This is a genomic window from Streptomyces sp. SudanB182_2057 (assembly GCF_964272715.1).
Lineage (GTDB): Bacteria > Actinomycetota > Actinomycetes > Streptomycetales > Streptomycetaceae > Streptomyces > Streptomyces rubradiris.
The window spans coordinates 8375957-8397322 of record NZ_OZ186798.1 but is presented as its reverse complement, the minus strand read 5'-3'; the positions used below and the strand labels follow the sequence as shown (position 1 = coordinate 8397322).

The window sequence follows — 21366 nt, the reverse complement described above, 5'->3', positions numbered from 1 at the left end:
CAGTACCCACTGCATGCAAATTCAGACAAGATGGGCGAGACACCCAAAATGACCCACCATGCTCCGGCGCACCACGGTGGTACTCCGACATCAGCAGGTACTGTTGACTGAAGGCTTCCGCGACTGTGGCACGAGGCCCTGACAGAGATGGAGCGGGTTTACCTCACCGCCTGACCACGCATGATGCGCGGCCACTCGTGCGCGATCCCAGCCGGCGATCTCCGACTCGTCCCGCTCCACCGCCCGCCGCTCGGGCCGTTGCAGGATCCATCCGAGCCGGCCGGTCAGCAGCCGCCACACCGACGCCGTCGACAACACCACCCCCGTTGCCCGGGTGACGACCGCGCCCATTCGTTCCAGGATCCACAGGTCAGCCTTGAAACCATGAGCCTGGACACCTTGCTCCAACGCGGCCCGGACCATCTCGACCTGGGTCGTCCAGCTTGGGCGGGCGTCCGGTGGCTGCCCGTCTCCGCAGGCCCGAAGCACCGTCTTGCTCCCACACCCGCCGCCAGCGCCGCACACTCTCGGCACATACCCCCACCGCCCTCGCGATCTCCGCATTCGAGACGCCGCCCTCGAACAACTCGACCGCCCGAACACGGCGCGCCTCCGCCAACTGAGGCCGCGACAAAGAGAGGAAGGGAGGAGCCGACAACCGAAGGGGAAGGTTGATAAGCCACCCCGACAGCCTCCCACTCACACGGCCACCACACCCACCGAACTCACGAAAAGATCAGTAGTGGTGCTTCGTTACGTTGCTCCCCGCGAACGGCCACCACCCGATGCGCTGCATCGCCCGCCACATCCCCCTCGGCCGCACCGGCACACCCGACGACGTGGCCGACGCAGCCGTCTTCCCCGCCTCGGACGAGGCGTCGTACATCACCGACGCCTCCCTCGTCGTCGACGGCGGCTGGTCGACGGCCCTGCCCGGCGCCCCCATCCGACGCTCAGGCCGCTTCCGATCGCGGTCAGCCGCGCAGGCGCATACCATCGGGGGATGTAGTGCCTGGCACGGGCAGGGGACTGGTACCGCCTCCGAAATCCGAACACCCGACCTAGCAGCATATTCAGGCAGGGGCCATGGGACGGAGATCCGCACTCCTGGACAGCATGAAGCGAACTGCCAAGGCCTTCAAAAACGATAACGTTCCTTTCGCGTTGGCAGGCAGTCTTGCCGTCTACGCACACGGTGGCTGGTCGCACTCACGGGACGTGGATTTCGTCGTGCCTCAGGATGCCGTGCCGACGGCTGAGGCAGCCTTGCAGCGGGTGGGCTTCACGGTCTACCACCCTCCGGAGGACTGGCTCTTCAAGGCCACCCGCCCCAACGGTTCGCCACGACATACAGTGGACATCCTTTACCGCCCCGCCGGAGTCCCCGTCACTCATGAACTACTGAGACGGGCAGATGTCATCATGGTCGAATCCGTCACCATGCCGGTGCTGTCATCCACCGATCTCCTCGTACTGAAACTCCTGTCTTTGTCGGAACAGCATTGCGACTTCGGGCCGCTGCTCCGAGTTTGCCGGCCCCTTCGCGAGCAAGTTCACTGGCCGACCGTGGTCGAGCACACACAACAGTCACCTTACGCGCGCTCGTTCATACGCCTGCTCGAAGAGTTGCGCGTGTTGGACGGGCAGCGTGCATGGGTGAACTGCGGACAGGATTCCACACTGGTGGTCTGGTGAGCACTGCGGTCCACACGGAGGAAAAGTCGAAATGGGCGCTGCGCCATTCCCTACGGACAGGATAGCGGCAGCACAGGCGAGAATGCCGATGATGTCGCAGGCACGGGAGGAGTGCGCTCGTGAGCGCCTGCTGGATGGCTGGCGGGTGGCAGTGACCATTCATCTCATCGCCACCTCGGTCGGCCTGCCGCTCGCTCTCCGGGATGCCGGCGCGACAGTGACGGCCTGCGCTTCCAGTCCCGCGACCACCGACGACGAGGTCGTCGCGTGGCTGGATCGGCAGCCAGGGATCCGCGCCTTGGGCTCCAGAGGGAGGACGCAGGAGGAAGGTGAACGCGACCGCCTCGAAGCCCTGGACGAGTCTCCGCATCTGATCGTCGACGAAGCGGACATCCTTTTGGGGCTGCTGTACGCGCAGCGGCCGGATGCGATCAAAGGTGTGCGCGGTGCATCAGTACGGACCCTTACCGGTGTGCTGCGGGTGAGCAGCCTGGCCGAGCGCGGCCGACTCCGTTTTCCTGTGATGGCTGTGGACGGCAGCCTGATCAAGCAGATATTCGACAACGACATGGGCACCGGCCAAAGTACCGTCGACGCATTGATGCGAACGGTGAACTTCTCGTTTCCCGGCAGTTGTGTCGTCGTCGCGGGCTTCGGCCCGTGTGGGCGCGGAGTGGCGGCACGCGCTCGCGCGTTGGGATCCGATGTCGTGGTCACCGAGGTCGACCCCTTGCGCGCTTTGCAGGCACACATGTCCGGATACCGAGTCATGCCCATGCGGGAAGCGGCTCCCCAAGGGGACGCTTTCATCACGGCAACCGGAACGGTGAAAGCCATCGGAGAAGAACACTTGAACACGATGCGGGACGGCGTTTTCCTTCTCAATGCCGGGCACAGTGCGCACGAGATCGACATCGAATTCCTGGAGAACACCTCCGTGGCCAGGGGTGAGGTTCTTCCCTACGTCACCGGATACCGCACCACCGAGGGCCGAAATCTTTTCCTTCTGTCTGGTGGTGGACCGGTCAACACAAGCGCGGGAGCCGGACATCCACCCGAGTTGATGGATATCAGCTTCGCCGCCCAGACAGCAGGGATCCTGCATTTGGTGAACAACCTCGACCGTCTGGATTCTGCCGTGCATTATCTACCCGAACAAGCACAGAAGGAACTCGCCCGGAGAAAGCTCGAGTCTTCAAGGGTCAAGATAGACGATCCCACCGACGAACAGTTGCGTTACCCGCGACAGCTCACCCAGGAAACAGACGAAGAGTTCAGTCGGAAAAACGGGCAGGAGTCATGCTGACCGTATTGTCATATCACAGCTGGAAGGAAAATGGCACAGCCGACCAGCGAGCCTACCGGGTCGCGAATGACGCCCAGGCCCTTGCGTGTGCCAACGAGCATTTTGCGGAATTCGGGCAGCCGATCGTGGCAGTGGAGGAACATCGTGCACTGCAACCACGGGTGCGCTTCTTCTACCAGGACCTCGCGGGGGCCTTCACCGAACTGCTGTCACGGCCCGGACTGGCCGAGCGGCTCGACCTCGTACCGCATCCCGAAGGCGGCTGGGCCGAGTCCATCTGGACCTCGTCCGTCGCGGTGAGCCCTGACGGGTACGCGGGTTCCCGCGCCAGCGCAACCGCCCTGCACTACGTTCTCGGACCCACCGACAGGTCCCGCTGGCACCGGATCCGCTCCGACGAGCTGTGGCTGTGGCAATACGGTGGACCATTGCGTTTTTTCACCGCGGAGGACGAAGCGAAACCGAGGTGCACGCGAGAACACCTGCTGGGACCCGACATCGCATCGGGGCACCGCCTTCACATCGTGGTCCCGGGAGGCGTCTGGCAAGCCGCACAGCCCCTGCATCCCGAGGAGACTCTGATCGTCTGTGTCGTCTCCCCGGGGTTCGACCACGCCGACTACCGCATCCTGTGACCGCGGTTCCGCCCTCGTCGCCGTGCCGGGCTTCTCCTGATGGACTGCCGCGTCGGCGCAGCAGCTGTTCCTCGACCGCGAGGAGGCATGATGCTCCGGGCATACTTCGCCCGGAGCATCTGATGCGCTATCAGCTCTCGATGAAACGGTAGGACTTGAAGACGAAGGTGATCGTGCTGCCAGGCGAGACGGGGTTGCCCAGGAGGGCGCAGCTGGTGTCCGTGTAGAGCACGACAGTGGCGTTTGTCTGGTTGCTGGCACTGGTGCCGACTGTGGAGACCAGCTTACAGGTGTTCAGCTCGGGGTCCTGGACTTGCTGGCTGCCGCCCAACAGGTCCGTGTAGTAGAAGGTGCCGTGCGCGTGCCCGGGCGCGGCAAGGGCCTGTCCGGTCATGAAGGCGGTGGCGGCCACAGCCGCCGCGGACGCCACCGCCATACGCCGAAACCGAGTCATGACTTCTCCTCTTTCTCGCGATGTGTTCGCGCCCAGGGCTCGCTCGGAGAACTGGGCACGCGACAGCGATGGGTCAGATGATCTGGAGGTTGACGAGTCCGGAAGAGGTGTCGAGTCCGCCGGGCGTCAGACATTGCAGGGTCTGGGTCGGAGCGGCGGCCAGGACGATCTCGATGATGATCGTTGAGCTGTGGAAGTCACCCGACTTGACCTGTCCGGTGAGAACCAGCACGGAGTCTCCGCCGGGACGCACGCCCGCGAGGGCGGTGTAGTCGAAGGTGGTAGAGCTGGTCTGGTCGTTCTTCCAGTTGATGCGCCCGCTGCCGGCGGAGTTGCCCCCCACACAGGACAGTTGACCGGTGCCCGTGAAGGTGATGGTTCCGTTGGTGTGGTCGAGCGGTTGTCCCACGCACGGTCCGATCGCACCGCTGGCGGACAGGCTCACCTGACGGGGGTTGAGGGTGAGGCCGGGGTTGTAGGAGGTGGTCTCGTAACCGGGGCACTCCAGGAGAGCGGTCGCTCCCTCGGGGGCGGACGGGACGGCTTGGGCCGCGGGCACCAGTAACGCGCTCACCGCTGCCGCGCACGCCGCCAGAATGCCGAGACGTCGTGCGCTTCGCGAACACTTCATGGAACAGCCTTCCTCTCTGCGAGGTCCTGCTGTGCCTGCCAGACTGCCCGCGATCGAGCAGTGCGTATAGACACCGCGTCCGCGCGCGGGACGATTGACGCAAAGGGAAAGTACATGGAGTCCGACAGACATGATTCCACCTGCACGTCGAGACGGTTGTTCGAACGTCCCGCTTCACACGGGAGGACGTCTTCGATCATTGGGCGCGGTCGCCCCGAGCGCCGTTCGTTGACAAAGGTATTTGCCCGGCTATGCGTAATCCTGCTTTCCTGCCTTATGGAGGCGGGAAAGGGACGCGGAAATATCCGTGTGCCCATCCGGGTTCCTCACGGCCACCCACCCCTCCCGGTCTGCGGCCACCGTCTTGAGCCGCGCCCGGTCACGGCAGGATGCCGCGGCTCCCCGATCTCCCCGCCCGGCCGTGGACGTACACACCCGGCGCCGGTTCACGGGCCGGATGGCGTCGGCTGCCGCAGCCGCGAGCCGCCGTTCTCGGCCCCGACCGGCGGGCGAGCCACCGCGTCCAGGCCGTCCACCACGACTCCGGCCGCGCTTGCGCGCCCGCCAGCCACCGCGCGGGATCCTCGGGAAGCCGTCCACCGCGCCCCAGGCGGGTGGCCTTCGGCCGGGGCGGATTGATCACGGCTCCCACATGGCCGGACGGTACGAGGTGGAAGGACGCCTTGCCGCCGAGCGAGCGGGCTCCGAGGTAGACCGACTCCCAGGGCACGATGTGGTCGCGCGCGCTGGCGACGACGAACGTGTCCACGTCGATGTCCGCCAGACGCAGTGCTCTTCCGCCGAGACCAACGCCCTCACGGGCGAAGAGGTTGTCTCCCATCAGCCGCATGCTCTCCTCGAAGAGCGGCCGGGTCACGGCGATCCCGTCCTCGCTCCACGCCACGATGTCGAACGGCGCGGGGCGGTCTCCCTGGAACCAGCCGCGCGTCAGCGGCTTCCACAGGGTGTCGTTGGCGCGCAGCAGGTCGAAGACGAGACTGATGCGCCGCCCGGAGACAAGGTCCCCACCACCCGTCAGGAACCCGGTGAGCCTCAGTAGTTCCCTGCTGCCCGGTGGCCGGCCGGTTTCCGGGTCCGTGTAGTCGAGGCCGGCCATGAGCAGGCTCAGCGTCGCGGCCCGCTGCTCCCCTCCGACGGCGAGCCAGGCCGTCAGAAGGCCGGCGAGCAGTCCGCCGGCGCAGAGGCCGACGACGTGTGTACCGCGGGTCCCGCAGATGTCCTCGATCACGTCCAGGGCTCGTGCGGCGACGTCGGTGAAGTAGTCCTCCAGCCCGTGTGCCGCCTGGTCGGGGCCCGGGTCGCGCAGGCTGACGGCGAACACGGTGAATCCCTGGCGCGTGGCGTGCTCGACGAGGCTGCGGCCGGGTGCCAGGTCGTAGATGTAGTACTTGTTCACCCAGGCGGGCAGAAGCAGCAGGGGCGCCGTGTACACCTGCCGCGTCTGCGGTTCGTACTGAAGGACCTCCATCAGGTCGTTCCGGTGGACGACCCGTCCGGGAGTGGCCGCCAGGTCATGGCCCAGGCGGAACGATCCGGACGGCAGTTTGGCGGGCCGTCCGCCGTTGTGGGCGACGTCGTCGAGGAAGTTCCGGGCGCCGCGGACCAGGCTCGCGCCGTGGCTGGCGACCGCGGCGCGTACGGCGGTGGGGTTGGCCGGGAGGAAGTTGGTCGGCGCCAGGGCGTCGGTCAGGGTGCGGGCGGCGAACTCCAGCTGGCGACGGCGGGGCACGGACAGACCTGGTACGGCCACCGCCTTGCGCACCAGCGCGTCGGAGGCCAGGTATGCCTGCAGGAGCGCGTGGTGGAGGCAGTTGGAGCGCCATGCCTGGTCGGCGAACCGGCCGTCCTCGGGATCGGCCCCGAACGGCCGTGGTGGGGGAGGCCCCGGTGGCGGGGACGCCGGGCCTGGACGGTCGCGGTCCTGTGCCGTCATGCCGGTGACTCGCCGGTGTCCGCGGACGGTTCGGTGCGGGCGGTGCGCTCCGTCCTGGGCCCGTCCTCCGCGAGGAAGGGGGCCACCGCCGCCACCAGGCGGTCGGGGGCCTCTATGGGCAGCAGGTGACCGGTGCACGGGACGAGTGCCAGCCGCCCGTGCCGCAGACGCCTGACCGCACCCCACGCCTGGGAAACCGGGAGCATCACATCGTGCGTGCCCCAGGCCACCAGGACCGGCTGGGTCAGTTGCGGGAGGCTGTCGAGGAGGAGGTTCTCCTGGCCGCGGGCGCTGACGCCCTGCCGCAGCGTCACGACGGCGTGGACCAGCACACCGGTCGAGGAGGCGGCCTGCCGCATCTTGGTGAACCACGGCTTCGGAACACGCCACGGGCGGGGTGAGCCGAACAGTGCCAGCGCCGCGACGAGCGCCTCGGGCCCGACGGGGAGCTTGGCGAGCCGAGGCACGAGGGCCCCCAACGGGGTGGCGCCCAGCACCATGAGAAGCGGATTGATGAGGCGGCCCAGTCCCGCCGCGCTCACGAGCACGAGACGTGTGGTGCGGTCAGGTCTTTGCAGCGCCATGCTGACGGCCACCGCGCCGCCTTCCGAGTGCCCCATGACCGCCGCGCGGGAGATGCCGAGGGCGTCGGCGAAGGCCCACACGAAGTCGGCGACCGCCGCGGGACTGGTACCGGGGATGGGGCCCGAGTCCCCGTACCCGGGAAGGTCCGGGGCCACCACGCGATGACGCGACGCCAGCTCCCGCATGACCGACTTCCAGTCGTCGGAGGTCCCACCGAGTCCGTGCAGAAGCACCACGCACGTCTCGCCTCTTCCTGCCTCGGTATAGGCGACAGGCGTCTCACGTATGTAAACCGTCGTTCTACGGGCGTCCATGCGCGTATTCACCGCGTTCACTCGATCTCCAGAAAGACGGGTCTCGAAACGCACAGAGACACGAGTATTCGATCACGACAGCAGAGCGGCTACAGCCCAAGACCGCAGGGGAGTTCTCCCTGAAGAATAGTGGGTGCGCATTCCGGCGCAAGAGGGCGACATATGGATCACCTCGCAGGCCGGTTCAGGCCCGGTGACCCGATTCTATTCTTGCCATCCTCTCGCGCCTGCCTCTACGGTCGATGCGGTATCGGCATAAGCACGATCCACGCCGGCCGACCGCGAGTGCCACGCTCCCGATGGGCCGTTACATCTCCGGCCGGCCCGTCAAGCCGGGTCAGTCGCATTCGTCCGACCCCACACGACGCCCTCCCGTTTCCAGCAGCGCACACAGGAGGTCCCATGCACAGCACCATGCAGGATGTTCCTCTGAGTATCGCGCGCATCCTCCGGCACAGCGTGAACACCCATGGCGGCACGGCTGTCGGGACCTGGCAGGGGGACCGTTTCGAGTACACCACCTACGCCGCGGTGGGCGCGCGGGCCGCGCGGCTGGGTCACGCGCTGCGCGACAAGCTGGGCATACGCACCGGGAGACGACCGCAGGAGCCGCAGAGCGCCGTCGCGACGCTCATGTGGAACAACAGCCGCCATCTCGAGGTGTTCCTCACGGTCCCGTCGATGGGAGCCGTGCTGCATACCCTCAACGTGCGTATGAGCGCGGAGCAGTTGAGGTACATCATCGACCACGCCGGTGACGAGGTCGTCGTGGTCGACCACAGCCTTGTGGGTCTGCTGGGAACCGTCACCCGTGACGTCTCCCGTTCCCTGCGGCACATCGTGGTCGCCGGGGAAGGCGATCGGAGCCCGCTGTCGGACTTCCGCGGCGAGGTGCACGACTACGAGGAGTTGCTGGCCGGACGGCCCGACGACTACCCCTGGGCCGACGAACTGGACGAACGTACGGCGGCGGTGATGTGTTACACGTCGGGGACCTCGGGCGAGCCGAAAGGCGTCGTCTACAGCCATCGGGCCCTGTACCTCCAGCTGCTGCACCTCATCAGCCCCGACGGCTGGCACATCAGCGCGAGGGACACCGTCCTCCCCGTCGTCCCCATGTTCCACGTCAACGGCTGGAGCCTGCCGCACGCCGCCGCCCACACCGGAGCGGCGCTGCTCCTGCCCGACCGGCACGTCCAGCCTGCCGCCCTGGCACGGATGATCGAGGACGGCCGTCCCTCGTTCGCCGCCGGGGTGCCGGCCGTGTGGACGGCGCTCCTCGAGGAGCTGCGGCAGGAGCGGTACGACATCGCGAGCCTGCGCCGTGTCGCCGCGGGCGGTTCCGCGTGTCCGCCCAAGCTCATGCGGGACTACCAGGAGGGGTACGGCATCGAGCTGGTGCACTCCTGGGGCATGACGGAGACCCTCGGCCTGGCGTCCGCGGCCGTACCGCCCGCCCGCCCGGCAGGCGACGGTGAGTGGCCCTACCGCTTCACCCAGGGCCGGTTCCCGTCCCTGGTGGAGTACCGGTTGACGGGGCCTGACGGCACACGTGTACCGCACGACGGCGAGTCCACCGGCGAACTGGAACTGCGCGGTCCGACGATCACCGGCGCCTACCACGGCGGAGCGGAAGGCGGCCCGGCCCGCCCCGAGGACAGTTTCAGTCCGGACGGCTGGCTGCGCACCGGCGACATCGGCCGCGTCTCTCCCGACGGCTACCTGTCCCTGACCGACCGCGCCAAGGACGTGGTGAAGTCGGGAGGGGAATTCGTCTCCAGCATCCATCTGGAGAACGTGCTGCTGGAGCACCCCGGGGTGTTCGAGGCGGCGGTCATCGCCGTCCCCGATCCCCGTTGGGGCGAGCGCCCGCTGGCCGTGGTGGCCCTCCACGAGGAGGCGGACGTCGAGGTGTCGGAGCTGAGCGCCTTCCTGGCCGACCGCGTCACCCCCGCCTGGCACGTCCCCGAGCAGTGGGCGGTGGTGGGCCGGGTCCCGAAGACGGCGGTGGGCAAGAACGACAAGAAGCTCATGCGCCGCCAGTACGCCGAGGGCGCCCTGACGGTCGTGAGGACCGAGCGCCCGTCCGCTCACCGCGGCGGGTGAACGGTGGCACGCCGACAGCCCGTGGAGGTCACCCATGGGCACGCGAACCGGCCCCCGACGTGCCGGGGACCGGTGAGGACCGTCCCCGGGGAAGGAGCACCGTGGACGCCGACGGCAGGCGAGAGGACCCGCGGGAGACGGGCCCGTGCCAGGAGTCCCGTTCGTGGCAGGCAGCGCTCGGTGCGGAGGTGAGCGCCCTGCGGGAGGAACTGCGCGCCGTGCGCGCGCTGCTGGACCGGGCCCTGGCCGAACGCACCGAGGCCGCCCCTGGGCCGTCCGGCCAGAAGGGCGACGGGCGACGGCTCATGTGCGGGTTCGACCCCTACTGGGCCGCGCCGGGCGAGGATCCCGGGTGACGGCACCGGCCGCAGCGCACCGGACGGACACCGGACGCCTTCGAAGGCGTGCGGCCACCGACATGCCGGAACCGCGCCGCACCGCGGGCCCATGGCGCACCCGGCGCGGTGACCGGACAGCTTGACCCTTCTTCGCGGGAGACACACTCATGGCACCGTCACGGAACACACGCAGCGCCCCCGGGACACTGCGCCGGGTTCTGTTCGTCGGCAACAACTGGGACGGCACGGTCGATGTGCTCGAACCCGTCGGTGATCTACGTCCCATCGGCCGGGTCAATGTCGTCCCCGACCTTCGCGCACGGCTCCGGGAGATCTACCGCAACCCCGTCAGGCTGGCTTTCTTCCTACGCGTCCGGCAGGTCATCGGCGAGGGGCACGACCAGCTCGTCGACGACGTCTACTCCACCCCCGACGGCTCCGCCATCGTCGTCTCCCGGCCGAGCCTCGCGGACGTGGTGTGCGTCTCCCTGACCACCGGCGAACTGCGCTGGCGCTTCCCGGTGGCGGGCTTCCGAGCCGACCACATGGCCCTCTCCCCCGACGGCACGACCGTCACCGTGTCGGCGTTCACGGCCCGCACCGTGCACGTCCTGGACATCGAGACCGGCGCGGAGAAAGGGTCGTTCCGCACCGGGGACATGCCGCACGAGACGGTGTTCACCGACGGCGGGCGCCGCCTGTGGAACATGTCCGTCGGCTTCGTCTGGACCGACTTCGACGCCCGGTGGCAGGACTTCACCAAGGGCGACCGGCACATCACCATCGCCGACGCCCGTACCCACGAGGTCCTGCGCACCATCAGCATGCGGTCCCGCCTCGACGCCTTCGGCCTACCCGATCTCTCCCACTCCGTGCGCCCCTCCGTCTTCTCCCCGGACGAGACCCGCCTGTACTTCCAGGTCTCCTTCTTCAACGGCTTCATCGAGTACGACGTGGCGAAGGACGAGATCACCCGTGTCGCCACGTTGCCCGCCCACCCGGCCACCCCGCCGGACAGGACCGCCTGGGTCAACGACTCCCGGCACCACGGGATCTCGATGAACGCCGACGGCTCCAAGGTGTGCGTGGCCGGCGTGATGGACAACTACGCCACGGTCGTCGACCTCGCCACCTTCCGGCACGGTCCGCTGGTCCCGGCGGCCCGGCCGTACTGGGCCGCGACGACCGCGGACGGGTCGGCCGCCGTGGTGTCGGAGAGCGCGGCCGGCAGGGTGACGGCCATCGACTTCGCCACCGGCCGCAAGACCGCCTCGGTGGAGGTCGGACGGCACCCCCAGCGCATCCGCCTCGGTCACACCCGGGCCGACTGGACGCCGCCCGCGGGCGGTTGACGGCTCCCGTACGGTCCCGACCGCCACGACGGCACGCCGCCGTCCGCTTCCGGTGGAGGCGAGAACCTCCGCTCCGTGAGCGGACGGCCGTCGCCGTTCGGGACAGCGTCACGGCCATGGACCGCCACCTTTTCGGTGTCCCCCCGCTCCCGCGTTCCCGGGCATTGCCGGCCGGCGGCGGTGGGCGGCGCAGGGGAGGGCGCGGCGGAGCGCCGGTGGTACGGGCGCCGGTTCCTTCGCGTCAAAGCGCCCCCTCTGTGGGTGAGGGGTCCGGGAAGACGGACAACACAGTAAGCGTTGCGGCCGCGCACTCGGCCGGTGCGACACCGGGGCAGAGGCGAGCGGCCACTGATCCAGGAAGGTTCCAAGTGATGTCCCCCCAACGGCCGGACACGCACATACACGAACAGAAAGGTGACGCATCGATTTCCTTCCTACGGTCACGCATCGACGAGCTCGACGCCCGGATCATCGGCCTGCTCCAGCACCGGGCGCGGCTGGCCGCCCAGGTCCAGCGGGAACGTATCCACCGGGGCGGCACCCGGATCGCCGCCGGCCGGGAGGCCGAGGTGCGTCGCCGCTTCTCCGCGGGGCTCGGTCCCACGGGTGACGCGGTCGCCGACGCCGTTCTGCTGCTGTGCCGCGGAGCGGCCGACGGCGACGCTTCCCGCCGGCCGTCGGACGACGTGGCCGACAGGGGTGGTGAACGCCGTGCGGACCTGTGACCCGGACCGCCGCGAGGCGCGGTTCACACGGCCCCTGCCGGAAGGGGAGACCGAACGCTGGCTGCGTCTGCCCGCCCTTCAGCAGCCCCGGTGGGAGAACCCGGAACGGGCCGGGGAATGCCGGCGGCTGCTCACCGGTCTCCGCGGCCTGGTCACCGGGAGCGAGGTACGGCGGCTCCGCGATGTCCTGGCGAGGTGCGCGCTCGGCGACCTGCACGTCGTACAGGTGGGTGACTGCGCCGAGGACCCGGACGCGTCGGATCCGCACGCGGTACGGCGTACGGTGGGGCTGATCGACGCGCTGGCGGGCGTATGGCAGATGAGCACGGGCACCCCCGCGGTGCGCGTGGGACGGATGGCGGGGCAGTACGCCAAACCCCGTTCCCGGCCGGTGGAGAAGGTGGGCGGACGCACCCTGCCGGTCTACCGGGGGCACATGGTCAACCGGCCGGGCCCGCGCGAGGCCGACCGCCGTCACCTGCCCGATCACATGCTGCACTGCTACGACGCCGCCGCCCGGATCGTCGATGAGCTCGCGCGGCTGGGCGATCGGGCGCAGCCGGCGGTGTGGACCAGCCACGAAGCACTCGTCCTGGACTACGAGCTGTCATTGATCCGCTGCGACGCGGCCGGGCGGCGACTGTTGACCTCCACCCACTGGCCGTGGATCGGCGAACGCACCCGCGACCCCGCCCACGCGCACGTCCGGCTCCTGGCTTCCGTCGTCAACCCGGTCGCCTGCAAGGTGGGGCCCACCGCCACGCCCGAGGAGGTGCTCGAACTGTGCGCCGCCCTCGACCCCGCCCGGCGACCGGGCCGGCTGACCCTGATCTCCCGGATGGGGGCCGAAGCCGTGGACGAGCGACTGCCCCCGCTGGTGGAAGCGGTCCGGGCCGCCGGGCACCCGGTGATCTGGCTGTGTGATCCCATGCACGCCAACACCCGCCGGATCCACGGGATCAAGACCCGGCACCTGCGGGAGATCACCACCGAGCTGCGGCGCTTCCACCACTGCGTCAGCGCCGCCGGCGGCGTTCCGGGCGGTGTGCATCTGGAGACCACCGCGGCGGATGTCGCCGAGTGCACCGACGGCGACACCGATCCCGTCTGCCACCCCGGCGGCTACCAGAGCCTGTGCGACCCGCGGCTCAACCCGCGACAGGCCCTGGCCGTGCTCACCGCGGTGCGGGACACCATTCCCGGCCCCGCTCCGGAGCGCTGAACGCCTACCCGCCGTGGGCCGCCGTCCCCTCCCCGCGGGGACGGCGGCCCACGTGCACCGGAACGGCCACGAACGACAGCAGCCTGAAAGGCCTCCCACATGAGCATCCCCCTGTACGAGGAACTGGCCATCGGAAAGGCGCCGCGTACTCCCGGCGAACTGGCGGCGGACACGGCCGTGCTGGGTGACCTCGCCGCCACCATGCGCCAGGCCCGCGACCACATGGTCGGGTTTCCCGTCAACCTGGACTTCGACTACCGGCACCTGGTGGAGTACCTGGCGGTGCACGGCAACAACGCGGGCAGCCCGTGCGGCAGCAGCCAGTACCACCTGCACACCAAGCCCTTCGAGCGGGCCGTCATCGACTTCTTCGCCGAACTCGCCGGAGCCCCCAGCGGTACCGCCTTCGGTTACGTGACCAACGGCGGAACCGAGAGTAATCTGTTCGGCACCTATCTCGGCCGCGAACGGTACCCCGACGCCGTCCTCTACGCCTCCGCCGAAGCCCACTACTCCATACCGAAGATCGCGCGCCTGCTGCGCATGGACCACCAGCCCGTCGCCACCGACACCGACGGTGCCATGGAGCTGGGGGCCTTCGCGGCCGCGTGCCGCACCCACGCCCCGCGGGCGGCCGTCGTCGTGGCCACCGTCGGCACGACCGGGAAAGGGGCCGTCGACGATCTCCCGGGCCTGCGGCACGTCCTGGACACGGCCGGCGTCGAACGTGTCCATCTGCATGTGGACGCGGCCTTCGGCGGACTGCTCGCGGCCCTGGCCCCCCGGCCCCGGCCGTGGGGGTTCGACGCCGGCGCCGACAGCATCGCCGTCAGCGGACACAAGATGATCGGAGCACCGATCCCCTGCGGCATCGTCCTCGCCCGTCCCGACCACGTGGAGGGCATCCGCGCGGACGACGCGGCCGTCGGCGCGGACGACGACACCATCAGCGGCTCCCGGGACGCGCTCTCCCCCCTCTTCCTCTGGTACGAACTGCGCCGCCTGGGACGGGACGGCCTCGCCCGACGCGTCCAGCACTGCCTGCGCACCGCCGAGTACGCCGCCACACGGCTGCGCGCCCTAGGGCGGAACCCCGTCCGTGCGCCGCACAGCAACACCGTGCTCTTCGACGCCCCCGACCAGGCCGTGTGCGACCGCTGGAACCTCCTCCACGAGGACGGACGGGCCCACCTGATCGCCATGCCACACGTCACACGCGAGGACATCGACCGGCTCTGCGCCGACCTTCGCCGGCCCGGCCCCGTACCGGCGGCCCGGACAGGCCGGTGATGAGCCGGACGGCAACTTCCCGGTTGGCCGGTCCGCAGCGCCGGAAGGCGGCCGACGACAAGTAGTCCCGCGGCGCCCCGGCCGAATACGTTCCCGCGGCGAGGCGCGTGCCGAAAGGTTCATGCCGCCGAACAGAGCACGGCCGTCACGCCACACACTCAGGTGGCCTGACGGCCGTTGCCCATTGACTCGCGGACGCACGCGTCCCCCCGCCCCGCCCCGCCGCGTCCGTCGGACCCCCGCCCCGAAATCGATGGAATAAACATTGCCGATTCGTACCCGGAAGAAGGTACTCATTGCGGGCTCCTATTCGTCGGCTCTACCTTCGGTTGAGTCGGCAGCGAGATAGACGCCGACCACTGAATCCATCGATCGGGAAAGATATGAAGGCACAGCGCCAACCCTTATCCGATGCCATTCCGCGTCAATCCGCGCGGGGTGTCCTTTCCAGCGGTGACCGGCACTGCGTGACGTGTCCGGACGGGACCCGGCTGGACGTGACCGTCTACGGCGGGAGCCGGGCGGTCACGGCGCCGCCCGGCTCCCGCCCAGTGGTGGTCCTGCCGACGAGCTGGGCGGCGAGCCCGGCCAGTTTCACCCTGATGCTGGGCAGGCTCGCCGCATCCGGCTACCTGACGGTCGGCTACACCCCGCGCGGCTTCAACGGTTCCGGCGGGCGGGTCGGCACGGCATCGGAACGGGACGTCTCCGACTTCCGGACCGTGCTGGACTGGATCGAGAACACGATCCCGGCCGCCGACGGGAAACGGATCGCGGCCATGGGAGTGTCCTACGGAGCCGCCATCAGCCTGCTGGCCACCGCGGCGGACGACCGTATCTCCACCGTCGTCGCCTTCGACGGCTGGGCCGACCTGTACCAGGCCCTGGCGGCGGGCGACACCCCTCGGCTGGCCTCGGCGGCCCTGCTCAGCCTGGGCCTGCTGCGGGGGCGCCCGAGCCAGTCCCTGCTCCTCGCCATAGGCCGCTTCTTCACCGGGCTCCAGCGCGGTGAGCTGAAGCGCTGGGCGGCCGCGCGGTCGGTGTCCGCGCACGTGGAGCGGCTCAACGCCAGGCAGGTCTCGGTTCTGTTGGCGGCCAGTTGGAACGACGTCGTGCTCCGCCCCGAGCAGTGCGCCGACCTCCACGCCGCGCTGACCTGCCGTTCGGTGCTTCTGCTGCACCCCGGGGGCCACCCGTTGCTGCCGGTCGCACAGCTGGCGGAGAAGACGGGCCGCCAGTTGTGGGACTACGCCGAACGCTGGCTCGACCGGGAACTGCGTGAGGTCCCGACCGGAGTCCACGACGACGGTGCCGTGGTCGTACTGGACGGTGACGCTCCCGGCGGCCGGCGAAGCACCGCCGAGCACACCGCCACCCTCGGCCTCGGCGCGCCCGGGCTGCTCGGCCCCGGTCCGCTGGCCGGCCGCGGCGGCGCCTGGACGAGCGGTCTGCTCGGCGCCATACCGTCCGGGGCGACCGACCGGATGCCCCTGATGCCCCCGCCGTTCCGTGGCGACCGGTTCAACGCCTTGTTCCCGGCAGTCTGGTTCCCGCTGGTCCCCGCCCTCGCCGCCGGCCGCTGGCTGAGCGATCCGCTCCCGTCGGACGGCCGCATCCGCGGCTGCCCCACGGTGCGGCTGGCGGTCGCCTGCCCGGCGCCCGAGGTGACGCTGACGGCCCATCTGTACGAGGTCGGTCCCACCGGGTTCGGGCGGCTCGTCAGCCAGGGGGCCACGACGACCGCCACGGGCGGACGCTGCCCCGTGCCCGTCCACATCCGGCTGCGCACGACGGTGCGTGACGTCCCCGCGGGACGCCGCATCGGACTGATCGTCGGCACCAGCGATCCCACCTGCCTGATCCGTACCCGCCCCCTGAGCAGGGTGACGCTGCACTCACCGCCCGCGGAGCCGGCTCGGCTGACGCTTCCGTTGAGCGAGGCGCTGGGCGACCGCTGACCACCTCCGGCCGAAGGCGCCCTCCATGTTCTTTCGCGGAAGAGGCCCCATGTTCTGGCTTCTTTTCACCATCACCCTTTATCTCATCCTGGTGTCTCCTTTGGAGTTCGCCTCCTTCGTACGCGACACCAATGCCACCGTGCTCCGGTTTCTCCGGTCCTTCGCGGCCTTCTTCCAGGAGCTGCATACGTGAATTGAGGCATGGCCCCCGTTCCGTGTGACCGCCCCGGAAGGAACGCACCGCCCGTCCACTCCCGCTCGAAGGGATATCCGCCATGAGTGTCCGGCAGATGCTCACCACCCTCGTCGCCGCCTTCGCCGGCCTGCTCGCCGCGTGGAGCTACCGGCCCCAGCAGCCCTCACAGACGACCTCGCCCGCGCCGAACCCGTTGTCCGTGACGGTGGAGGCCCCCGGCGTCCGGGCTTCGACGCGGGCAAGTCCCGGCGTACCGGCGCACAGCCCGTCCGGAACCGGTCCCGCGGCCGTCCCGGAGCCCGCGTCCTCCGCCCCGGCGGCCCGGGCCTCCCGTGAACCGCGGAGTGCCGGTCCCACGCCCGGCATCGCCGCTTCCCCGGCACCGACGGGTTCTTCGACGGCCCGGCCCGACGCCTGCGTGAGCAGGGCCGGCGCGGCATCCGCCCCCGCCCGTCCCGCACCGGACCACGAACCCACCGGCGGCATTCCGGACCACACACCCACCGCCCACATCCCGGAGCACGAACCCCCCACCCGCGTTCCGGACCGGACACCCACCGCCGGAGAGACATCGCCGCGGCCGGTGAGCGGCGACCCGTCGCCCGCCTGCCCGGCTGCCGGAACCACACCGGCGACCGGCCACACCTCCCCCGACGGGAAGCCGGTCTGGCCGCTGCCGCCACAGACCCCGGTGACCGTGCTGCCCCTGTGGGAGGCCATGCGCACCGACTCCGGACGGAAGGGCTGACATGTCTTCGCAACACGCCTCCCGGGCACGCGCGCTGACCACCTCCGAGGCGGTGCTCTGGCGGACCGAGAGTCCCGGACTGCGCCTGCCCATCCTGGTGATGGTCTCGCTGGACGCGACACCCGACCGGGACCGGCTGTGCCAGGCCCTCGAACACGCTGCCCGGACCCATCCGGAGCTGCGCAGCCACCTGGCCGAAGGGCCGCTGGCAGTGGGCCGGCCACGCTGGACACCGGTGCCCGACCTCGACGTACGCCGCCACTTGCGCGTGATCCGGCACCCCAAGCCGGACGACGTGGACCAAGTGCTCGACCTGACACGCTCGCTGGCGGAGACTCCCTTCGATCCGGCGCGACCGCTGTGGGAATGCCTGCTCCTGCAGGGGCCCGGCGCGGGCGGCTCCGTGCTGGTCTTCAGGGTGCACCACGCGCTGGCCGACGGCCGGCTGATCGTGCGCATGCTGGACACGCTGTGCGCGGACGACGACGGGGCCGATGCCGAACAGCCGCGCCTGCGGGTCGTTCCGCCTCCCTGCGACACCGGGCAACGGCTGCTCGGATCAGTCCCGCTCCTTCCCATGTTCGCGGGTGCCGTCCTCGACGGTGCCCGGCGGGCGGCCTGCGCGACGGCGCGACGCCTTCTCGACCCGCTCGCACCACTGCCCGGCGCCCTCCGGGCCGTCCCCGCGGCCGTCCGCTCCGGCGCCGCCGCGCTCATGCTCCCGGCGCCCCACTCCCCGGCGCTCAAGGGCAGGTCGACCCAGCGCGAGCTGCGGATCGTCGACCTGCCGAGGACGTCACTGCGCGAGGCCGGGCGACTGGTCGGAGGCAGCACCCAGGACGCGTTCCTCACCGGTGTCCTGGGCGGACTGCACCACTACCACCAGGCGGTGGGGACCACGTGGCCGAGCGTCCCCATGGCGGTGGCCGCGGCTCTCCCCGACGGCTCGGGACACCGGAACGGGGGCAACCGGTTCACCGGCGTCCGGCTCGCGGGACCGGCTGGGGAACCCGACCCTCTGCGCCGCCTGCGCGCCGTTCATCACGCCGTGCGCGCCGCCCGTTCGGGCCCCCTGATCGACCCGGACCGGCTGGGCCCGTTCTCCGTCCTCCTGGCGGCGGCGCCCGGCCCCGCGGTACGGGTTCTCGCCCGGCAGCTCACCGCGAGCGACGTGCACTGCACCTACGTACCCGGGCCGGGGGACCGAGTGCGGCTGGCCGGCGTCGCAGTGACCGCCATCCGCCCCTTCGCTCCCGCTGTGAACTGCGGCTTTTCCGTCGCCATGTGTTCGTATGACAAGACGTGCGCCATCGGTGTGAACATCGACACCGAGGCCGTACAACACCCTGATCTGTTGCACAGTGCTCTTGTGACGGGCCTCCGGGAGATGACAGGTCTCGTGGACGACTGACCCCGCACGACACCTGTGCCCCAGGTCTGCACCGAGCTTTCACCCTCCGCTCGTCGACCGGATACCACCCGTCGACGGCTCCGACGAGGAAGATGTGACTGGCCTTGGCCCACAGCCACGATCTCCGCTGCCACAAGCCGGCCCCCGCCGAACGGGCCGACGCCGCGAACCGTTCCGTGCAGGACGACTGCCGGCTGATGCTGGCAACGGCCCTGGAACTCATGGAGTCCATCGCCCGCGCACACGCCCGGGCCATGAACCTGATCCAACACGCCGCCAGGCTCCAGCGCGACGATGAGCGTGCGGCGGAACGCGCGGTCCGGCCGCCGCAGTCCTGCCAACCGCCTACCGCCCAGCCCGTGCCCGACGGCGCGGACGCCCACACCGGCGGTACGGGCGCCGACGGGGTCCGCGGACTCACCCCGCAGGAACGGCGTGTCCTCACGCTGATGAGCCGCGGACTGTCCAACCGGGTCATCGCCCGGCAACTGGGACTGTCCGAGCAGACCATCAAGAACTATCTGTCCACCGCTTTCCGCAAACTGGGCGTGACCAGCCGCACCGAGGCGGCTTTCTATGTCCTCCAGGCCGAAGCGGCGCCACCGGACCCGGACGCCCCGGCCCACGGCGCACCCGCCCGCCGGGTTCCGGAGCCCCGGCCCGGCGGCCGGGCGGACACGGTACCCCCGGCTTCCCCCCACCCGGTCGCTCCCGCCCCCACCGGCCGCTCGGTGCGTGTGGAGCACGACACACAGGAGCGACGATGACATCACTGCGCACCGCGCCGCCCGACGCGCTGACCAGCCCCGGGCCGCCACAACCGGACTTCACCCCTTGCGGAGCCCTCCTCGCGGCACACGCGCCGGGATCACCGGTCCACGTGGTGCACCGGTACGAGGACGGGGTGCGCGGGGTGCTGCCGGCACCGGACGGCCACGCCACGCCGCCCGCGGGGGCCGACTGGCGGGTGGTCGGGACCTTGCCGCCCCTGGCCCCCGAGTGGCTGGGCGACGCCGCCTTTCTCGCCGCCCACCGGGTGCGCCTGCCCTATGTGGTGGGAGAGATGGCCAACGGCATCGCCACCGGTGACATGGTCGCCGCCGCCGCCCGTGCCGGCATGCTCGGTGTGTTCGGCGCCGCCGGGCTGGCGCCGGCGAGGATCGAGAAGGAGATCCTCAGGCTGCGACGGGAACTGGGTGACGGGCCCGGCTGGGCGGTGAACCTCATCCACTCACCGGCCGAGCGCGGCATGGAGGACACCGTCGCCGACCTGCTGCTGGCCCACCGCGTCCCGACGGTGTCCGTGTCGGCGTTCATGGAACTGACCCCGGCGGTGGCCCGGCTCGCGCTCACCGGCGTCCGCGAACTGCCCGACGGATCCGTGCGGCGGCCGGTACGGATCATCGCCAAGGTCTCCCGGCCCGAGACCGCCCGGGCCTTCATGTCACCGGCTCCGCCGGACCTGGTGCGCGCCCTCCTCGAGGCGGGCCGGCTGAGCGCCGACGAGGCGCGGACGGCCGCCCGGGTGCCGATCGCCGAGGACATCACGGCCGAGGCCGACAGCGGGGGACACACGGACAACCGTCCGCTCTGCGCCCTGCTGCCCCGTCTGTTCGCCCTGCGTGACGAACTCGCCGGCCGGGGTCTGCCCGCGGCGCGGATCGGTGCGGCCGGCGGGCTGGGCACGCCGCACGCGGTGGCCGCCGCGTTCGCAGCGGGAGCGGCGTACGTGGTCACCGGGTCCGTGAACCAGACGGCCGTGGAGGCGGGGGTGAGCGAGGAGGCCCGCGCGCTGCTCGCCGGCGCCGATCTCACCGACACGGTGATGGCACCCGCGGCGGACATGTTCGAACTGGGGGTGAAGGTGCAAGTCCTTTCCAGGGGCACGATGTTCGCCCGTCGGGCGCACCTGCTGTACGAGCTGTACCAGAGCTACGGCAGCCTGGACGACCTGCCGGCACCCGCCCGCGCCCGGCTGGAGCGCGACGTGCTGCGCGCCACGGTGGAGCAGGTGTGGCGGGAGACGGAACACTTCTGGCGGGAACGCGACCCCCGGGAACTCGACCGGGCCGCCGCCGACCCCCGCCACCGGATGGCGCTGCTGTTCCGCTGGTACCTGGGACAGTCGAGCCGCTGGGCCATCGCCGGCGACCGCGACCGCCGGCTCGACTTCCAGCTGTGGTGCGGCCCCGCCATCGGAGCGTTCAACCACTGGGTCGCCGGCAGCTGCCTGGCCGCCCCCGAGGCCCGCACGGTGGCCGCGATCGGCCGGAACCTGCTGGAGGGTGCCACGGTCGTCACCCGGGCACAGCAACTGCGCGCCGCCGGTGTGCCCGTACCACCCGAGGCGTTCGCCTTCACCCCCCGCCCCCTGGCCTGATCCCCCGGCCCCGGGCCCGCTCGTCCGGGCGGCCGCACCGGGTGCTCGCACCCCTCGGCAGGCCCC

General features: G+C 70.4%; 22 protein-coding genes. 16 read left to right on the top strand and 6 right to left on the bottom strand.

The annotated features are described in order from the left end of the window. Positions 1 to 90: 90 nt before the first annotated feature. Complete coding sequence (locus ACSURM_RS37170; RefSeq protein ID WP_436960564.1) at positions 91 to 423, bottom strand: helix-turn-helix domain-containing protein; 333 nt, start codon at positions 421 to 423, stop codon at positions 91 to 93. Beyond that, positions 371 to 703 carry a helix-turn-helix domain-containing protein gene (locus ACSURM_RS37165; protein WP_436960562.1) on the bottom strand — a complete coding sequence of 111 codons (333 nt, stop codon included), beginning with the start codon at positions 701 to 703 and terminating at the stop codon, positions 371 to 373. The genes ACSURM_RS37170 and ACSURM_RS37165 overlap by 53 nt, the downstream gene beginning before the upstream one ends. Before the next feature lie 82 nt (positions 704 to 785). Here ACSURM_RS37165 and ACSURM_RS37160 point away from each other — a divergent pair, with 82 nt between their 5' ends. Genes ACSURM_RS37160 through ACSURM_RS37145 form a run of 4 tightly spaced genes read left to right on the top strand, consistent with a single transcriptional unit; the run spans position 786 to position 3636 of the window. Beyond that, on the top strand, positions 786 to 1151 hold the full coding sequence (locus ACSURM_RS37160) for an SDR family oxidoreductase (RefSeq protein WP_436961263.1): 366 nt from the start codon (positions 786 to 788) through the stop codon (positions 1149 to 1151). Continuing rightward, positions 1087 to 1695 carry a nucleotidyltransferase family protein gene (locus ACSURM_RS37155; RefSeq protein ID WP_436960560.1) on the top strand — a complete coding sequence of 203 codons (609 nt, stop codon included), beginning with the start codon at positions 1087 to 1089 and terminating at the stop codon, positions 1693 to 1695. Before ACSURM_RS37160 ends, ACSURM_RS37155 begins: the two co-directional genes overlap by 65 nt. 31 nt (positions 1696 to 1726) lie before the next feature. Continuing rightward, on the top strand, positions 1727 to 3001 hold the full coding sequence (locus tag ACSURM_RS37150; RefSeq protein ID WP_436960558.1) for an adenosylhomocysteinase: 1275 nt from the start codon (positions 1727 to 1729) through the stop codon (positions 2999 to 3001). Further along, a complete protein-coding gene (locus ACSURM_RS37145) occupies positions 2995 to 3636 on the top strand; it encodes a cupin domain-containing protein (RefSeq protein ID WP_436960556.1) in 642 nt (213 codons plus the stop codon). Before ACSURM_RS37150 ends, ACSURM_RS37145 begins: the two co-directional genes overlap by 7 nt. 130 nt (positions 3637 to 3766) lie before the next feature. On the opposite strand, the gene ACSURM_RS37140 is transcribed toward ACSURM_RS37145, so the two are convergent. The 4 genes from ACSURM_RS37140 to ACSURM_RS37125 form a co-directional block, all read right to left on the bottom strand. Continuing rightward, a complete protein-coding gene (locus ACSURM_RS37140; protein ID WP_436960554.1) occupies positions 3767 to 4090 on the bottom strand; it encodes a hypothetical protein in 324 nt (107 codons plus the stop codon). Positions 4091 to 4163: 73 nt separating this feature from the next. Then, entirely contained in the window at positions 4164 to 4664 is a 501-nt protein-coding gene (locus ACSURM_RS37135) for a hypothetical protein (protein WP_436960552.1), read from the bottom strand. 436 nt (positions 4665 to 5100) lie between these two features. Continuing rightward, a complete protein-coding gene (locus ACSURM_RS37130) occupies positions 5101 to 6675 on the bottom strand; it encodes a PHA/PHB synthase family protein (protein ID WP_436960550.1) in 1575 nt (524 codons plus the stop codon). Then, complete coding sequence (locus ACSURM_RS37125) at positions 6672 to 7496, bottom strand: alpha/beta fold hydrolase (RefSeq protein WP_436960548.1); 825 nt, start codon at positions 7494 to 7496, stop codon at positions 6672 to 6674. Before ACSURM_RS37125 ends, ACSURM_RS37130 begins: the two co-directional genes overlap by 4 nt. 480 nt (positions 7497 to 7976) lie before the next feature. Between ACSURM_RS37125 and ACSURM_RS37120 the strand changes: the two genes are divergently transcribed. The 12 genes from ACSURM_RS37120 to ACSURM_RS37065 all read left to right on the top strand — a co-directional run bounded on the left by ACSURM_RS37120 (position 7977) and on the right by ACSURM_RS37065 (position 21300). Next, a complete protein-coding gene (locus ACSURM_RS37120; RefSeq protein WP_436960546.1) occupies positions 7977 to 9680 on the top strand; it encodes a long-chain-fatty-acid--CoA ligase in 1704 nt (567 codons plus the stop codon). Between the two features lie 101 nt (positions 9681 to 9781). Next, entirely contained in the window at positions 9782 to 10036 is a 255-nt protein-coding gene (locus ACSURM_RS37115) for a hypothetical protein (RefSeq protein ID WP_436960544.1), read from the top strand. 149 nt (positions 10037 to 10185) lie between these two features. Next, positions 10186 to 11370 carry a YncE family protein gene (locus ACSURM_RS37110; RefSeq protein ID WP_436960542.1) on the top strand — a complete coding sequence of 395 codons (1185 nt, stop codon included), beginning with the start codon at positions 10186 to 10188 and terminating at the stop codon, positions 11368 to 11370. A 371-nt stretch (positions 11371 to 11741) separates the two neighbouring features. Continuing rightward, on the top strand, positions 11742 to 12095 hold the full coding sequence (locus ACSURM_RS37105) for a chorismate mutase (RefSeq protein ID WP_436960540.1): 354 nt from the start codon (positions 11742 to 11744) through the stop codon (positions 12093 to 12095). Next, complete coding sequence (locus ACSURM_RS37100; protein WP_436960538.1) at positions 12082 to 13317, top strand: 3-deoxy-7-phosphoheptulonate synthase; 1236 nt, start codon at positions 12082 to 12084, stop codon at positions 13315 to 13317. The genes ACSURM_RS37105 and ACSURM_RS37100 overlap by 14 nt, the downstream gene beginning before the upstream one ends. 99 nt (positions 13318 to 13416) lie before the next feature. Then, the gene (locus ACSURM_RS37095; protein WP_436960537.1) at positions 13417 to 14607 is read left to right on the top strand and encodes a histidine decarboxylase; all 1191 of its coding nucleotides are present in this window, start codon (positions 13417 to 13419) and stop codon (positions 14605 to 14607) included. A 467-nt stretch (positions 14608 to 15074) separates the two neighbouring features. After that, positions 15075 to 16565, top strand: coding sequence for a CocE/NonD family hydrolase (locus ACSURM_RS37090; RefSeq protein ID WP_436960535.1), 1491 nt, complete (start codon positions 15075 to 15077; stop codon positions 16563 to 16565). A gap of 49 nt (positions 16566 to 16614) precedes the next feature. After that, positions 16615 to 16758 carry a hypothetical protein gene (locus ACSURM_RS37085; RefSeq protein WP_436960533.1) on the top strand — a complete coding sequence of 48 codons (144 nt, stop codon included), beginning with the start codon at positions 16615 to 16617 and terminating at the stop codon, positions 16756 to 16758. A gap of 82 nt (positions 16759 to 16840) precedes the next feature. Further along, positions 16841 to 17509 carry a hypothetical protein gene (locus ACSURM_RS37080; protein WP_436960531.1) on the top strand — a complete coding sequence of 223 codons (669 nt, stop codon included), beginning with the start codon at positions 16841 to 16843 and terminating at the stop codon, positions 17507 to 17509. 1 nt (position 17510) lies between these two features. Beyond that, on the top strand, positions 17511 to 18920 hold the full coding sequence (locus ACSURM_RS37075; protein ID WP_436960529.1) for a wax ester/triacylglycerol synthase domain-containing protein: 1410 nt from the start codon (positions 17511 to 17513) through the stop codon (positions 18918 to 18920). 104 nt (positions 18921 to 19024) lie between these two features. After that, on the top strand, positions 19025 to 19687 hold the full coding sequence (locus tag ACSURM_RS37070) for a response regulator transcription factor (RefSeq protein ID WP_436960527.1): 663 nt from the start codon (positions 19025 to 19027) through the stop codon (positions 19685 to 19687). Beyond that, on the top strand, positions 19684 to 21300 hold the full coding sequence (locus ACSURM_RS37065) for a PfaD family polyunsaturated fatty acid/polyketide biosynthesis protein (RefSeq protein ID WP_436960525.1): 1617 nt from the start codon (positions 19684 to 19686) through the stop codon (positions 21298 to 21300). The genes ACSURM_RS37070 and ACSURM_RS37065 overlap by 4 nt, the downstream gene beginning before the upstream one ends. Positions 21301 to 21366: the final 66 nt, after the last annotated feature.